This is a genomic window from Lacinutrix iliipiscaria (assembly GCF_042686125.1).
Lineage (GTDB): Bacteria > Bacteroidota > Bacteroidia > Flavobacteriales > Flavobacteriaceae > Oceanihabitans > Oceanihabitans iliipiscarium.
Genome location: NZ_JBHUOV010000008.1, coordinates 51,551 through 68,377 on the forward strand (window position 1 = coordinate 51,551; position 16,827 = coordinate 68,377).

Annotated in this window: 12 protein-coding genes; 7 read left to right on the top strand and 5 right to left on the bottom strand. The window is 33.9% G+C overall.

What is annotated here, in order from left to right; translation table 11 throughout:
• Positions 1-10: 10 nt before the first annotated feature.
• A complete protein-coding gene (locus ACFS5M_RS12105) occupies positions 11-334 on the top strand; it encodes a hypothetical protein (protein WP_183490335.1) in 324 nt (107 codons plus the stop codon).
• On the opposite strand, the gene ACFS5M_RS12110 is transcribed toward ACFS5M_RS12105, so the two are convergent.
• Positions 331-5,718: a T9SS type A sorting domain-containing protein gene (locus ACFS5M_RS12110; RefSeq protein ID WP_183490338.1), complete on the bottom strand. Its 5,388-nt coding sequence runs from the start codon at positions 5,716-5,718 to the stop codon at positions 331-333. The two genes, ACFS5M_RS12105 and ACFS5M_RS12110, sit on opposite strands and share 4 nt — an antisense overlap.
• Positions 5,719-5,987: 269 nt before the next feature.
• Between ACFS5M_RS12110 and ACFS5M_RS12115 the strand changes: the two genes are divergently transcribed.
• Genes ACFS5M_RS12115 through hemL form a run of 3 tightly spaced genes read left to right on the top strand, consistent with a single transcriptional unit; the run spans position 5,988 to position 9,011 of the window.
• Positions 5,988-6,878, top strand: coding sequence for a 1-aminocyclopropane-1-carboxylate deaminase/D-cysteine desulfhydrase (locus ACFS5M_RS12115; protein ID WP_183490341.1), 891 nt, complete (start codon positions 5,988-5,990; stop codon positions 6,876-6,878).
• Positions 6,879-6,916: 38 nt separating this feature from the next.
• Complete coding sequence (locus tag ACFS5M_RS12120; RefSeq protein ID WP_183490343.1) at positions 6,917-7,714, top strand: glucosaminidase domain-containing protein; 798 nt, start codon at positions 6,917-6,919, stop codon at positions 7,712-7,714.
• A gap of 10 nt (positions 7,715-7,724) precedes the next feature.
• Positions 7,725-9,011 carry a glutamate-1-semialdehyde 2,1-aminomutase gene (hemL, locus tag ACFS5M_RS12125; RefSeq protein WP_183490346.1) on the top strand — a complete coding sequence of 429 codons (1,287 nt, stop codon included), beginning with the start codon at positions 7,725-7,727 and terminating at the stop codon, positions 9,009-9,011.
• A gap of 59 nt (positions 9,012-9,070) precedes the next feature.
• On the opposite strand, the gene ACFS5M_RS12130 is transcribed toward hemL, so the two are convergent.
• On the bottom strand, positions 9,071-9,523 hold the full coding sequence (locus ACFS5M_RS12130) for a hypothetical protein (protein WP_183490349.1): 453 nt from the start codon (positions 9,521-9,523) through the stop codon (positions 9,071-9,073).
• 149 nt (positions 9,524-9,672) lie between these two features.
• On the opposite strand from ACFS5M_RS12130, the gene ACFS5M_RS12135 reads away from it, so the two are divergent.
• The 3 genes from ACFS5M_RS12135 to ACFS5M_RS12145 all read left to right on the top strand — a co-directional run bounded on the left by ACFS5M_RS12135 (position 9,673) and on the right by ACFS5M_RS12145 (position 13,064).
• Positions 9,673-11,322: a dipeptidyl-peptidase 3 family protein gene (locus tag ACFS5M_RS12135; RefSeq protein ID WP_183490352.1), complete on the top strand. Its 1,650-nt coding sequence runs from the start codon at positions 9,673-9,675 to the stop codon at positions 11,320-11,322.
• Positions 11,323-11,413: 91 nt separating this feature from the next.
• Positions 11,414-12,280, top strand: coding sequence for an alpha/beta hydrolase (locus tag ACFS5M_RS12140; RefSeq protein WP_183490355.1), 867 nt, complete (start codon positions 11,414-11,416; stop codon positions 12,278-12,280).
• Positions 12,261-13,064 (top strand): alpha/beta hydrolase, encoded by an 804-nt coding sequence (locus ACFS5M_RS12145; RefSeq protein ID WP_379898958.1) that lies wholly within the window; start codon positions 12,261-12,263, stop codon positions 13,062-13,064. Before ACFS5M_RS12140 ends, ACFS5M_RS12145 begins: the two co-directional genes overlap by 20 nt.
• 9 nt (positions 13,065-13,073) lie before the next feature.
• Here the strand turns inward: ACFS5M_RS12145 and ACFS5M_RS12150 are convergent, their stop codons facing one another.
• The 3 genes from ACFS5M_RS12150 to lysS form a co-directional block, all read right to left on the bottom strand.
• Positions 13,074-14,321 carry a fibronectin type III domain-containing protein gene (locus ACFS5M_RS12150; protein ID WP_183490360.1) on the bottom strand — a complete coding sequence of 416 codons (1,248 nt, stop codon included), beginning with the start codon at positions 14,319-14,321 and terminating at the stop codon, positions 13,074-13,076.
• A gap of 131 nt (positions 14,322-14,452) precedes the next feature.
• Complete coding sequence (locus tag ACFS5M_RS12155; protein ID WP_183490363.1) at positions 14,453-14,980, bottom strand: YceI family protein; 528 nt, start codon at positions 14,978-14,980, stop codon at positions 14,453-14,455.
• A gap of 120 nt (positions 14,981-15,100) precedes the next feature.
• A complete protein-coding gene (gene lysS, locus ACFS5M_RS12160; protein WP_183490366.1) occupies positions 15,101-16,792 on the bottom strand; it encodes a lysine--tRNA ligase in 1,692 nt (563 codons plus the stop codon).
• Between the last annotated feature and the right edge of the window lie 35 nt (positions 16,793-16,827).

The window sequence follows — 16,827 nt, forward strand, 5'->3', positions numbered from 1 at the left end:
GGTTTAAAGTATGATTCTAATTTCTAAATATCTTGTACCAAGAGGTTACACAGGTCTTGCTGTGTTTCCATTTGTTTTTTTAAAGTATCGTGAATTAAAGTGGGATAAAGTTTTAATTAATCATGAAAAAATTCATTTAAGACAGCAGTTAGAATTATTCATTTTTCCTTTTTATATATTATATTTTGTTGAGTTTCTTTTTCGATTAATTCAATTTAGAAATTGGAAGTTGGCCTATAGAAATATTTCATTTGAGCGCGAAGCATATAAAAATGAAAAAGACCTTAATTATTTAAAATCAAGGTCTTTTTGGGAATTTTTAAAATATTATTAATGTCTTATTACTACTTTCTGAATTTTTTGTTTTCCATCAACTAATATTGCTTTTACAATATAAGGACCATCAGAATAGTTTGAAGTTTCAATATTTAATTCAGATGAATTAATAGTATTCTTTTCTATTAATACTCGACCTAAAAGATCATAAACTACAACAGAATTAATAGGACTGTTTTCAGAAATCACTTTAATATAGTCGTTATTAGGAGCTAATATTTCTAAGCCTAGAATTGAATTAAATTCATCAACACTTAATGATTCATTATTATAGCGTATTCTAAAACGATCATTATATATACCAACTTCAGCATTAAAACTGTAAGGATTAATACGTAAATCATGTATAATTCCATTGTACATATCTTCTAAATAAATAGCTTGACTTGATTCTAAGAATAGCCCATCTACAGTATTTATTGCAATAGTGTAATTACCTTCTTGAGGAATATCTATACCCAAAGGTACTACATCGGTATCATCAAAAGGTAATGCTTTACCTTGAATTGAAAACTCTTCTTCTTCAACAATTGAATAGAAACGTGTATTTGTTTCACTTAATTCATGAGCATCAAATAATCTATCAACATTATTTGTAGCACCATCGATATAACCAACTAAAATGGCATTAGCTGTATTACTTGGTGTAATTAAATCTAACCAAACTCTATGTTTTTCAACTTCTGTTCTAGTTTCGCTAGAAGGCTCCCCAGTTCTATAGAATTGCGAATTATCTAAAGTTTCATTACGCATCGCATTATCGAATCTTACAACTGAACTAGCAATAGGTGCACCATGCTCCATTTGAACAAAAAATCCTTGCCCAGCAGCAATATCTCCGTTGTATCCTGAAGGTGTGCTTCCAGTAGAATTATAAGCAATATAGTCGCCTGGATTGTAGTTGTAAACAAAATCATTATAGAAAGGATCTGCTTGACCATTACTTGGAGCAGTATTGTGTCTCCATAAATAAATAGTTCCATTTAAGATGGGAGCTGTTTCTGAACCTAGCACTCCAGCATTTCTTGCTAGAAATGTGTCTGCTGAAATAGCAGAAGGATAAGGGTTTCCTACAAGGTTCCAGTTATCATCATAGCGTGTGGCTGATGTTGTACTTCCAAAAGTGTAAGGCGCTCCATTATATATTCCTCTAGTTATAGGTGTAGTGATTATTCCATTATTTGGTTTTCCACTAAAAACAGGAGTATTAGCCAGCGCTGTCCCAGATATATTTCTAATAATATAGCCTTTTGCGGTTTGCATAATTCCAGAGGCTGGAATCCAATCTCCAAATTCGCCAACACCATTCCCAGGAATAGTTGTATCCCATTCATAAATATGAGTAGATGAAGGAGATACCATTGATACATCAAAACTCTCAACCGGAGTAGACCAGTATATATAATCGTATGGAGCCACACTACCTACTGTTCTTTCCATGTTTATAGTACCAGCACCTAGGTTGTTGTTTACATTAACTGCTCCATCATTAATTTGAATTAAACTTCCTGTACTTCTAATATCAATTGTACCTTCTAAGTCTACCCAATCAGTTACAACTAATTCAGTATCCGCGAGAACTTCAAGAGTTGCACCAGCTTCTACAGTTAGATTTAAAGCATAAGCTGATGGTGGAGGTAAAGGTATTGGTCTATTAGTTACATCAGCTATAGGGTAACGATTACTTCCTAATGAAGTGTCAGGAATGAGAACACAATCAGCAGGAGTTGGTATTGCTGCAGGAACCCAATTGGCATCTTCGTACCAATTTGTGTCTAAAGCTCCAGTCCAAGTTTTAGTTGATAATGTTACTACCACTTCGTCTGTTAAAGTTACAGTAGATCCACAAGTTGTAAATGTTGCTTCAGCAAAATAAGAATCAGGTACAGTTACATTTAGAGTTGGACCTGTACCAATAGAAGTACCACCACTAGCTGTTGAATACCAATTTATAGTAGGTGTAACGACAGCGCCAGAAGGCACAAAACGCCAAGCTTCGGTAGTTGTTTCCCAGTTATCATCTAATCCATTTCTACATTGTCCAGTTAAAGCTTCGCCTGCAGCAGCATTTCCTTGTATCCCTGCAATAGCGTTACCACTATTCCATGGACCTACATTACCATTTTCAATACGTTTTTCGTGAATATAAATTTCAATAACGTTTGTTGTTTCGTATAATACTGTTTTTCCAGTAAACACTCTAGATGAATCACCAAACATAGGAATATTAATAAAAGATACATTAAATGTTCTGCAACCAACAGATCCTTCAACCCAGCTATTAATTGGGCTTGTCAATCCTCTTGGATCTAAATCTTGGTAAACACTGTAAATAGTTTCATTAAACAATGCTCCTGCAGTACTAGGCAGGTTATCATTAAAACTCCATCCACAGCCAGAACCAGGTGTATTAGATGTGTCAAATGTCATCATACCGTTAGATCCAACTAACAATTGATTATAAGTTGTCCCATAAAAACAAAAGTTGAAAGGAATTGAAGTCCATGAATCAGCCCAAACATCATCGTTGGTAATGACTTGTGGTGTACTAAATCCTACTGGGCTATAATCTGCAAGTACAAGATTGTTTTCTATTTGTTCTACATTATAATCTGTAGTTAATCTTACATTAGTATATGCCTCGAGAGTCACATTAGCGGTATTACAATCAATACTAGCTGTAGGATCTGGATTAAATGGTATTGTTGTAAACGGGTTTGAACCTGTTGCAGCACCTATTAATGGGCACACTGTAGGTATCGGACTAGGTGTTCCTGTTAGGGCACAAGGTTCAGTAACACATATATCGAATGTTGTCGTTTGTCCTCCTGTTGCAGTATAGGTGAAAACTTGTATAAAATAAGTTTGCCCAACAGTTAGAGAAGTTAATTGAGATGTATTACCATCACTACAACTTATATTATCACCAACAGCCACTGAACAGTCTGGCGCTATAAATCCACCATAAACAGCATGATACATATCAGTAACACTTCCAAAAACATTATCTATACTTACTGTAAGATTAGAATTTGTAGCTACGAAACTATACCATACATCATCATCAGGTGTTCCAAAACATGCATCAATTCCTGAATTTGTAGAACTTGCTACAGATCCAGTTAATGCATTACAAGATTGACCTAAAGTTAATGGGAAAGCTCCACATGGCTCATCATTAGCTGGAGGAGGAGGAGGAGTTCCTATACAAATATCAAATGTTGTAGTTTGATTGGCTGCTCCTGTCCATGTAAAGACTTGTACAAAATAAGTTTCACCAGGGGTTGTACCAAAACTAATAGACACAGGATCTGGATCATCATAACAGTTTATGTTATCACCTACGGTAACACTGCAATCAGGTGCTATAAAACCACCATAAATACCAACAGCCATGTCTTGTGTTGTCCCTGAAACACTTGATAAATCAACACTATGAGCTGTACTTGTCGCTACAAAGCTATACCATACGTCATCGTCTTCAAAACCAAAACAAGAATCAATACCAGAATCGGTTGCCCATTCTACAGTACCAGAAGTTACTGTACCGCATAAGAAATCTGGATTAACAGTTAAAGCTATTGCACCACAAGGTTCATCATTTGGAACAGTAGGAGGTGTTCCTACACAAATATCAAATGATGTGTTTTGTCCACCAGTTGTAGTATCTGTATATACTTGAACGAAATAGGTTTGACCAATAATTAGTCCGCCTGTAGTACTAGTATTAAGATCTGAACAATTTATAAGTGCTGCTCCTGTTACATTAGGAACATTACAATTCGGAGAATTATCATTTGCAAATGGACCATATATTGTATGATTTACATCTGTGGCAGATCCAACTACATTTAAAAGTTGTACAACATGCGATGTACTCGTCGCTACAAAGCTATACCATACGTCATCATCTTCCCCACCAGGACAAGAATGAATACCCGTAGTTAAAGCACTTGTTACTGTCCCAGCTGTTGTAACACCGCAAGCTAAGTCTGCATTTACTGTTAAAGCAACTGCGCCACAAGGATCATCATTAGCTGGAGGTGGAGGTGGAGATCCAATACAAATGTCAAATGTTGTCGCTGAAGCACCTCCAAAATAAGAGTTGACTTGAACCAAATAAGTTTGACCAATTATTAATCCCGCAGTTAGACTAGAATCAGGATCTGAGCACATTATATTTGAGCCAGAAACATTGGCCACATTACAGTTTGGTGGTAAACCATCTGGAAAAGGACCAAATAAGGCATGGTTCATATCTGTTGCTCCACTTACATTTAATAAATCAATAGAGTGAGCGGTACTTGTTGCTACAAAACTAAACCAAACATCATTGTTCTCTGTTCCGAAGCAGGCATTAATACCTGTGTCTGTAGCTGCTGCAATGGTTCCTCCAGTAACAACACCACATAAATAATCTGGGTTAACTGTAAGCGCTATCGCACCACAAGGGTCATCATTTGGAGGTGTTGATGGTGGTGGAGCACAAGTCACATCTATTGTAAAATCACCAGTGGTTGTACTATTATCTGCATATTCAGCAATATACATGTAATACACAGTTCCATTAACAGTATTGAATGTATAAGTCTCTGGATCATTGGCGAATCCAACATCTTCACAAGCTATATTTGTAAAAGGACCACCACATGTTCCTGTCATAATTCCCATCTCGTGATCAAATCCACCAGATGCAGTAGTTGTAATAGTCCATTGTTGACCATCACCAGTAAAAGTGTACCAAACACCGACATCACCTAAAACACACCCCGTATTAGCACTAGATAATGAAGTCGCATTGTTGGTTGTTCCTGCTAGACCTGTAGTTGAACAATCAATGGTTATCGCATTATTACAATTATCATTGGCAGGTGGAGGAGTAACAGTATCATTAAAAACACAAATTTCACCAGTCATAGAAGCACTAGAACCTCTCCTTTGGATTCTTATTCTATATCGATTTCCAACAATTGTTCCATAGTTTAGACTTTCTTCACCAGCCGTACCACCTGCGTTGTCTCCATTACCATTATCATCTACACAAGCAACAGGGACTGCTGTAGGACTACATGCAGTAGGACTAGCAGAAGGGCCAGCGTCAAATAAATGTATAATAGCATTTCTACGATACGGGTTATAATAAATTGTTGTAGAAGTAGAGGTTGCATCAAACCAACCCCAAATATCATCACGATCTTCAGAGTTACATGAGCCATCAAAGCCATCCCAATAATCACCAGCAGTTAGTGAATCCCATGTAATTAAACTACACGTTGCTCCAGGAGTGAGTTCGCTTCCAGCAGGGTCTCCACAAGGAGAGTCTGAAGGCGTTTGACCAAAACTGGTTAAAGAAAATAAACTTAATAATAAAAATAGAGTCAACGATTTAATCGAGGCGCTGTTCAAAAGTAAATTGGAGTTCATATTTTTTTGGTGGTGTAAATTTTTCATCATAAACTTTAAATTTGGAACATAAATTAATATCAATAAAATGACATTATTCAGCCAAGAAAATAATAGGTTTGGGGGTTACATGCAATTTAATGTATATTACTCTATCTTTTAACATAAGATTGATAATTTATTAACAAAAAAATAGCAATTATCGAAAATAAAGTTTTTTTCAAATTATCTATAAATTACTCGATTAAATGAACGGTTTAACTGATAAAATAAAAATTGAAGCTGAAAACCAGTTATTTGTAAGAAAAGACTACATGAATCACGCTTTTATTTCTGGAAATAAATTACGGAAATTAAAATACAATTTAGAGGCTGCAGAATTACAAAACAAAAGCCAATTATTAACATTTGGAGGTGCACATTCTAATCATATTTCAGCTGTAGCTTTTGCAGGTAAAGAATATGGTTTTAAAACAATAGGAGTTATTCGTGGTGATGAGTTAGCTTATCAAAAATATAAAAGTCCAACACTGCTTTTTTCACAGAAATGTGGCATGCAATTTAAGTTTGTTTCTCGTGATATGTATAGAAATAAAACTCAGCCATATTTTATAGAAAATTTAAAACAAGAATTTAATGATTTTTACTTATTGCCAGAAGGAGGGACTAACACTTTAGCCGTAAAAGGTTGTGAAGAGTTATTAACAGAAGAAGATGCTTTTTATGATTATATTTGTTGTTCAGTTGGAACAGGAGGAACTATTTCTGGAATTATTAATTCAAGTTTCCCGAATCAAAAGATTCTTGGATTTCCAGCTTTAAAAGGTGATTTTTTACAAGATGAAATTAGTAAATTTGCAAACCAACCCAATTGGGAATTAATTACAAATTACCATTTTGGAGGATATGCTAAAATAAGTGCTGAATTAATCGCGTTTATAAATCAGTTTAAGGCAAAGAATAACATACCTTTAGATCCGATTTATACTGGTAAAATGATGTTTGGTATTTACGATTTGATTGCTAATGGTTTTTTTCCAAAACAGGCTAAAATATTAGCCATTCACACAGGAGGATTACAAGGAATTGAAGGTATGAATTTAGTGTTAAAAAAGAAAGGTTTGCCCTTAATTAAGTAAAAAATAAGTGTTTAAAAATATATAAATAGATAGGTATCGTGCAAAAAAAAATAATCATTATAAGTTGTTTCGTATTCGTTCTTTTTGGCTGTGGATCTAGCAAGAAAGTAGTTACCAAAAAAAAGCAGTCTAAAGATAGGACAGTAAAAGTAGAAAAAACAACAGAAGAAACTCATAAAACACCTGAAATTACTAAAGATACACCAGAAGTTTATGCGAATGCAACTGAAGAATACATCGCTATTTATAGTGATATTGCTCAAGATGAAATGCGTCAATATAATATTCCTGCTAGTATTACTCTAGCTCAAGGAATATTAGAATCCGCGTCTGGTAAAGGAAGACTTTCTGTTGAAGCCAATAATCATTTCGGAATTAAATGTCATGATTGGTCAGGAGCAAAAATATATCATGATGATGATGCGTCTCAAGAATGTTTCAGAAAATACAATAGCTCTAAATATTCATTTAGAGACCACTCTTTATTCTTAACTGGAAGGTCACGTTATAGCAAATTATTCGACCTTAGTAAAGATGATTATAAAGGCTGGGCAAAAGGACTTCGTGAAGCTGGTTACGCTACAGATAGAAAATATCCGCAAAAACTAATTAGTTTAATAGAACGTTATCAATTACAACGATTTGACGCTGAGGTTCTTGGTAAGACGTCAGGCAACGACGATAAACATACTGTAGTAAAGGGAGATACTTTATATTCAATCTCTAGGAAATTTAAGGTTTCTGTTGAAGATCTTCAACAGTTAAATGGATTAGAAAGTACGGAAATACATATTGGTCAAGTCCTTTATGTGAAACCAATGCCAAAAGATTACTAACTAATTTTTTATGAATTATACACGTAGTAGTGCTTTGTTTACTCAAGCAGAGCAAGTTATTCCAGGAGGTGTTAATTCGCCTGTTCGAGCTTTTAAAGCAGTAGGAGGGACTCCTATTTTTATTAAGGAGGCCAAAGGGGCTTATTTAATTGATGAAGATCATAACCAATATATTGATTATATCAATTCTTGGGGCCCAATGATTCTTGGTCACGCCTTTAAGCCAGTAGTTGATGCTGTCGTAGAGAAAACAAAAAAAGGGACTTCTTTTGGAACACCTACAGAAATTGAAACTCAGATTGCAGAGCTTGCGATATCAATGGTGCCACATATTGATATGATTCGCTTTGTAAATTCAGGAACCGAAGCTTGCATGAGTGCAGTGCGTTTGGCTCGAGGGTTTACAGGTAAGGATAAGATTGTCAAGTTTGCAGGTTGTTATCATGGTCATAGCGATTCCTTTTTAATCCAAGCTGGAAGTGGTGCTGTTACTTTTGGTTCGCCAAACAGCCCTGGAGTTACTCAAGGTACTGCTAAAGATACCTTACTTGCAAGATATAATAGTATAGAGCATGTTGAGCAAATTATCGCATCAAATAAAAATGAAATAGCTTGCATAATAATTGAGCCTGTAGCTGGAAATATGGGCTGCATTCCTCCATTAAAAGGGTTTTTAAATCAACTTAGAGATTTGTGTGATGCTAATAATATTCTTTTAATTTTTGATGAAGTTATGACTGGTTTTCGATTGGCAAAAGGTGGAGCGCAAGAACTATATAATATTAAAGCAGATATTGTATGTTTTGGAAAAGTGATTGGTGGAGGTTTGCCTGTTGGAGCTTTTGCAGCTAATAAAGATATTATGAGCTATTTAGCGCCTCTTGGTCCTGTATATCAAGCAGGAACTTTAAGCGGAAACCCATTAGCTATGGCAGCAGGTTTAGCGATGCTTCAAGAATTAAATAAAGACACTAAAATTTATAAACGACTTGAAGAAAAAACAGAATTCCTTCATAATGGAATAGCAAAGGTTTTAAATGAAATGAATATAATGCATACTATTAATAGAGTAGGTTCTATGATTTCTGTGCATTTTTCTGAAGATGATGTTGTTGATTTTGAAAGTGCTACTAAAGGTAATAATGAAACATTTAAGAAATTCTTTCATGGCTTGCTAAATGAAGGTGTTTATATTGCTCCAAGTGCTTTTGAAACATGGTTTGTTTCAGATGCGCTTACCTATCAAGATTTAGATCATACCATTAAAGCTGTTAAAAAAGTGGCTAGCACCTTATAATAAAAAGCACCTCAAAACCATAACATTTGAGGTGCTTAAAAAAAAACTAAAAACTAACTCTAATCTCTGTGTCTTCTCTGTTTTTCAGAATTCTTCATTTTTCTTTTGCCTTTCATATTTTGTCTTTTATCTTGGAGTTTTTCCCATTTTTCAAATTGTTCAGCATTTAAAATTGATTTCATTCTCTGCTTTGTTGCAATTTGAGCGTCTAACATTTCATTTTTCATTTTAAGACGTTCTTCTTTGCTTGGCTTCTCAGCATCTTTATTGTCTTTTCTGCTTTCAAAAGCTTCCATTTTTGCTTTTCTTGCTTTAGCGTTTTCAAGATTAATTTTGCTGACTTCTATTTGTTGTGCTTCAGTTAAATCTAAATCTAAAGTCATTTTCTTAGTTTGTAACTGTGCCATTTCTTCAGGAGTAAAATCTGCACGTCCTTTTTTTCTTTCTCCTCGCTCTTGTGCATTTATTTGTAAAGTGAATAATGCAATGGCGATAATTGCTATTTTTTTCATTTGTATTTAATTTTAATGTGTTTGTTGCTTTTATGACTTTATTATTTATGATTGGTTTAATTTATAATCGATTTTTAACTTGAGATTAACAATTTTTATCATTCTCAAAATGATTATCTTTGAAATGCTAATTCTTAACAATTTTAAAAATGAAAAAAATATGGATCCTTTGTATTGCTAGTGTTTTCATGTTCTCTTGTAAAAGCGAAGACAAAAAAGATACTGAAGTAGAAGAAAATGTTGAAGTAAAACTAACTGAAATGCAACAAAATTTAAATAAATACGTCAACGTAAAACTGACCGCTGATTTGAGTTCGCTTACAGATAACGAGCGTGAAATGCTTCCAATATTAGTTGATGCTGCAAATAAAATGAATGACTTGTTTTGGTATGAAGCTTATGGCGATCGTGATGCATTATTAAGTGAAATTAGTGATGAAGACACTAAAAAATATGTCATGATAAATTATGGTCCTTGGGACAGGTTAAATGGAAATAAACCATTTGTTAATGGTGTTGATGAAAAACCTGCAGGATCAAACTTCTATCCTAAAGATATGACTAAAGAAGAGTTTGAAGCTGCTGATATTCAAGATAAATCGAGTATTTACAATTTTGTGCGTCGTGATGCGAATGGAAAACTGTATTCTATTCCATACCACAAACAATTTGAAAATGAAGTCAAAAGTGTTTCAGATTTATTAATGCAAGCTTCAAAACTGGCAGATGATGCTGGCCTAAAAAAATATTTAAAATTACGCGCTCAGGCACTTCTTAATGATGATTACCAAAAAAGCGATTTGGCTTGGATGGACATGAAAACAAATACACTTGATATTGTTATTGGGCCTATTGAAACTTATGAAGACCAATTATTTGGGAATAAAGCAGCGCATGAAGGCTATGTGTTAATAAAAGATCAAGAATGGAGTGCGCGTTTAGCGAAATTCTCTGCTTACTTACCTGAACTTCAAAAAGGGTTGCCAGTTGATGATGATTACAAAAAAGAAACGCCTGGAACGGATAGCGATTTAAATGCGTATGATGTTGTTTATTATGCTGGCGATTGTAATTCTGGAAGCAAAACTATTGCTATAAATTTACCTAATGATGAAGAGGTTCAATTACAAAAAGGCACACGCCGTTTGCAACTAAAGAATGCGATGCAAGCTAAGTTTGATAAAATTTTAGTGCCTATATCTGAAGTTTTAATTGATGAAAGCCAGCGTAAACATATCACTTTTGATGCCTTTTTTGCAAATACGATGTTTCATGAAGTAGCACATGGTTTAGGAATTAAAAATACCATTGATGGTAATGGTACTGTGCGTTCAGCATTAAAAGAACATGCTAGTGCTTTAGAAGAAGGTAAGGCCGATATTTTAGGGTTATATATGATCCAACAATTACATGCTAAAGGAGAATTAACCGATGACTTAAAGGATAACATGGTTACCTTTATGGCTGGAATTTTTCGCTCTGTGCGTTTTGGAGCTTCTTCTGCCCATGGAAAAGCGAATATGATTCGTTTTAATTTCTTTAAAGAAAAAGGAGCATTTAGTAGAAGTGAAAACGGTACGTTTAAAGTCGATTTTGATAAAATGGAAGACGCTATGACTGATTTGTCTAACCTTATTTTAACCCTACAAGGTAATGGCGATTACGATGGTGTTGCTAAACTAGTCGCTGAAAAAGGACTCATTTCTGAAGCTTTACAAGCCGATTTAGATCGATTAAGCTTAGCAAATATACCAGTAGATGTGGTTTTTGAACAAGGTAAAAAAGTGTTAGGCTTATAACCTTAATTTAGTATATTTAAAAGGGCTTTCACATTAGATGAAAGCCCTTTTTTCGTTTAAAAATTATATATTGTATGTAAATTCATAATCTATGCCTTACTGGTTGTATGTTTTAATTATAGTCGCAATAGCTTATGCTGTTATAAGCATTGCATTGTATTACTTACAAGATTATATGTTATTTAAACCAGAAAAATTGCCTCAAGATTTTCAGTTTTATTATGAGAATCAAGAGACTAAAGAGTATAATTTAGAAACCAGAGATGGCGCTGTAATTAATGGTTTACGCTTTATGCCTAAAGGAAAAAGTAAAGGCGTAGTATTATACTTAAAAGGTAATTCGCAAAGCATAAAAGGTTGGGGAAAATTTGCTGTCGATTTTACTAGACATAATTATGATGTGCTTATGGTAGATTATAGAGGCTTTGGCAAAAGTACAGGAAGGCGTTCTCAAAAACATATTAAGCGCGACTTACAAATGGTGTATAATAAAATTAAGGAACAAACAACTGAAGATCGTATCATACTATATGGACGCTCTTTAGGTTCAGGATTTGCAACAAAACTTGCATCAACGAACTATCCTAAAATGTTAATTTTAGACGCGCCGTATTATAGCTTAACTAAAGTGACAGCTCGCTATGCACCTTTCATGCCTTTGTCGTTACTCATGAAATATCCTTTGCCAACTTATAAATGGTTAAAGTATGTGCAGTGTCCTATTCATATTATTCATGGTACGCACGATAAACTCATACCTTATAAAACGAGTGTAAAATTATCGCAAATACAACCCAAGTTAACACGTTTACATACTATAATTGGAGGTGGACATAAAAACTTAAACAACTTTGAATCTTATCATAAAATGTTGAATGAAATTATAAATAAAACACCTGAAGAAATCGATTTATCGACAACCAGTATTCATGTTAATCATGGTAAAAAGAAAAACTAAAAACACACTAATTGTATTAATTAGTATTTATATTATGATTGCAGCGTCTTTGTATTTCCTTCAAGATAAAATATTGTTTCGCCCATCAGTTTTAGCTCAAGATTACAACTATAGTTTTGATTATAATTTTGAAGAATTATTTTTAAAAACGGATAAAGACGCAGTGATTAATGCTTTGCATTTTAAAGTAGATAACCCTAAAGGTGTTATTGTATATTTTCATGGAAATGCTGGCGATTTATCTCGCTGGGGAATGATTACTGAATATTTTGTAGAGAAGCAGTATGACGTCTTGGTAATGGATTATAGAACTTTCGGAAAAAGTACAGGAGCATTAAGTGAAGAAGCACTTTATACTGATGCACAGTTTTGTTATGATTATATTAAAACACGCTATACTGAAGACTTAATCACAGTTTATGGACGTTCTTTAGGGACAGGAATAGCTACTTTTATTGCTTCAAAAAATCAACCCAAACAACTTGTTTTAGAAACGCCTTACTTCAGTATTCAAGATGTTGCAAAACATAGATTTCCGATATTTCCTGTCAAATATTTAATGAATTATAAGCTACCAACTAATGAATTTATAGCACAAGTTATTTGTCCTATTTCTATTGTACATGGTACAGATGATATGGTTGTGCCTTTTTCTTCTGGTGAAAAATTATATAAAACAGCTCCAAAAGAGAAGATGTCTTTTATTATTATAGAAGGAGGCTCGCATAATAATTTAATAACCTATGAGGCTTATCACAAGCATATTAATAAGGTGCTTCCTTAGTTTGTAATCTTACAAAGAGTCAATATAAGCATCAATAACAGCAAAGCCTTCAGGGTGCATTATTGATGTGCCAATTAAAGGCATTGAATAGCCAGGAATTAAAGGAACACTTTGTGTTCTCGCTTGAATTGACGCTGCATGAACATCAATGTTTGTGTCGCTAAACCTAGTTTCAAATCTGAAATCTAAATTTGATGTTGGGTAGCAATTTCCTCCTGGAGAATGACAATGTGCACAGTTAACATCAAAATAAGCTCTTGCTCTTTCTTCTAAGGTGTAAGTAAGGTCATCTTCCCAATTAGGTAAAGTTGAAATGCCTGAAGCATCAGTAAGATTTGAAAACATATTTAAGTCAATTAAATCTTGAAGCTGATTGTTCATATTCATTGAACGTAGCTTTGGTCCTATTGGAACAACTTGTGTACTATTACTATGGCAAGTAAAACAGTCTGTTGCAGAAGGAATTTTATAATTGATGTTATTAGTCTCTCCTGTATCATTAATAAAAGTTACAGGCACAGTAGTTGATGTCGCATCTAAAACGGCTTCAGTCTGAGCATCGTTCCATTTGTAATTTCCTAATTGCCATTCACCACTTTGCTTAATTAAAAGACGTGTTTCAATAATTTTTGTACCTAAAGATTCGTCACGTTCATCATTAAAATAATAGAATGTTTTTGCGATTACAGTATTATCAGGAAAGTTAGGCAATCCGTTATCTACATGTTCCATAGTTGTGCCTGGAGGTAAAGCAATTAAACGTTGTTTGTGAGCGTAGTCTGTAAATAAAGGCGTGTTTAAATCATATTCAAAAGTGTAAATACTTGGTGATAAATCGGCTAAATCTCCAGAAAATAAATTCAGATCAGATAGATTGGTTAAAAATTGTGGCACTACTAAAGGGGCTAATGTTGTAAAACTAGTCACATCAGAGGGCATACTTTCATTATCAGGGCAAGTAGATTGCACATAAACATCATAAGACGTATTAGCAAGTAAGCCTGTTAAAGTAACTGTAGTTTCTGTTGCAGCAATAGAAGTCCCTTCACCTAAAATAAAGCCTGAAAGACCATATTCAACAGTGTAAGTTGCCGAAACATTACTGTCTTCCCAAGTAATTACAACACTTTCATGGGTTGTGGTGTCAAATTGAATATTTGTAGGAACACTACATTGGGTTATAAGCTCGTCATCAGAATCTTTAAAACAAGAGACTAAAACACAAGCAAATAATAACATTAATAAGGCCTTTTTCATAACTGTAAATTTTTAGCAGTCGTGAAATTAATTAAATTGACGAAAATATCAACTATTTTATTAATAAATTCGATGAAATGTAGAATCGAAAAAGCAGTCTAATGAGCTCGCTATTAATCTAGTACTTTAGTTTAGTGAACTACACAGATAATAGTTATGGTGGCTTCTGTGCCTACACGCATGGTTCCAAAATCTTTACCTAATTCGTAGTCAAAACGGTTCACGACAAGTTCACCTGTAAATGTGTTATTTGTATAAGTAAAAGGAATCGTAACTTCTTTCGTGACACCATGAATGGTTAATTGACCTGTTGTTTGATACCCAGAACTCGTTTTAGAAACTGAACTAGATTCAAAACATATTGTTGGGTATTTTTCAACCTCAAAAAAATCTGGGTCTTTTAAATGTGCATCACGTTTTTTGTTTTTAGTGTTTATAGTGGCTGCACCAATACAAATACTAAAACCAGAATGTTCTAAATCGTTGGTGTTAAGATTAAAATCGCCTTTCATTCCTGTAAAAGTACCTTTGACTTTAAAAATTCCACCTCCAGTAATGTGAAATTTTACTTCAGATTTATCTTCATTTATAGTTTGCGCTTGTAAGACATTGTAACTAGAAACTAGGCAAAAGGCTAATATAAAGGCTAAATTTTTCATATGATCGTTTTTTTTATTGATAAAGTAGTCGAAATAAAGTTAGGAATATTTCATTTATTTAAAACAAAAAAAGGAACTACATTATTGTAATTCCTTTTAAAATATTTTGTTTGAAGTTATTTAAACAGCTTCTACAAACAATCCTTCGTCAGTTTTTTCCACTTTAGCCAAATTGTTTTTTGTCAATTCTTTAATCGTTTTGTCCCACTTTTTATTAGATAAACCAGATTGTACTTTTAAATCATTAAGAGCTAAACGCCCTTCGGTTTTTAATAGTTTTAATGTGTTTTTGGCTTCGTCGCTAACGGCTAAGGCCTTTTTTTCTGGTCGCATTTGAGGAAAGAATAAGACTTCCTGAATAGATTGATTATTTGTTAAAAACATAATTAGCCTATCCATACCAATTCCCATGCCTGATGTTGGCGGCATACCGTATTCTAAAGCACGTAAAAAATCATGATCAATAAATTCGGTAGCTTCGTCATCTCCTTTAGCAGCAAGCTTTAATTGATGTTCAAAACGTTCACGTTGATCTATTGGGTCGTTTAACTCCGAATACGCATTTGCTATTTCTTTACCGCAGACCATTAATTCAAAACGTTCGGTCAGTTCAGGGTTGTCACGATGTTCTTTACATAAAGGGCTCATTTCTTTTGGGTAATCAGTAATGAAGGTTGGCTGTATATAATTGCCTTCACATTTTTCACCAAAAATCTCATCAATCAGTTTCCCTTTCCCCATAGTATCATCAACTTCAATATTCATGCTTTTTGCAGCGTCACGTATTTCCGCTTCACTTTTTCCAGCAATATCAAAACCAGTAAAATGCTTTATTGAGTCTGCCATAGTCACACGAGCATATGGTGCTTTAAAATCAATTTCATGCTTTCCAAAAGTGGCTTTCGAAGTCCCATTAACAGCAATTGCACAATGCTCTAATAATTGCTCACAGAAATCCATCATCCAATTGTAATCTTTGTAGGACACATAAATTTCCATAGCCGTAAATTCTGGATTGTGCGTGCGATCCATCCCTTCATTTCTGAAATTTTTAGAAAATTCATACACACCATCAAAACCACCAACAATTAATCGTTTTAGATATAATTCGTTAGCAATTCTCATATATAACGGAATATCTAAGGAGTTGTGATGTGTTACAAAAGGGCGAGCAGCAGCTCCTCCAGGAATAGGTTGTAAAATTGGTGTCTCAACTTCAAAATAACCAGCATTATTAAAGAAAGAACGCATGGCATTAAACAGTTTTGTTCTTTTTATAAACACTTCTTTTACATGCGGATTTACAACCAAATCTGCATAACGTTGTCTGTAACGTAATTCAGGATCTGTAAATGCATCATATACTTTTCCGTCTTTTTCTTTAGGTAAAGGCAAAGGTTTTAAGGCTTTACTTAGCAAAGTAAAATCTTTCACACGAACGGTTTTTTCTCCAACTTTAGTTTTAAATAACTCCCCTTCAATACCCACAAAATCACCTAAATCTAGTAACTTTTTAAAAACCTCATTGTACTTGGTTTTATCTTCACCTGTACAAATTTCATCACGATTAAAATACACCTGAACTCTTCCTTCACTATCTTGTAATTGAGCAAAAGAAGCTTTTCCTTGAATGTTAATCGACATTAAACGACCAGCAATTACCACCTTTTTATCTTCAACAAAATTCTGTTTTATATCCTTAGAATTTGAATTGATAGGATATAAATCTGCTGGATAAGGATTAATGCCTAATTCACGTAATTTGGCTAACTTATCTCTTCGTACTAATTCTTGTTCAGATAATTGCGACATATATATTATTTTGAAGGCACAAAGATACGTTAATA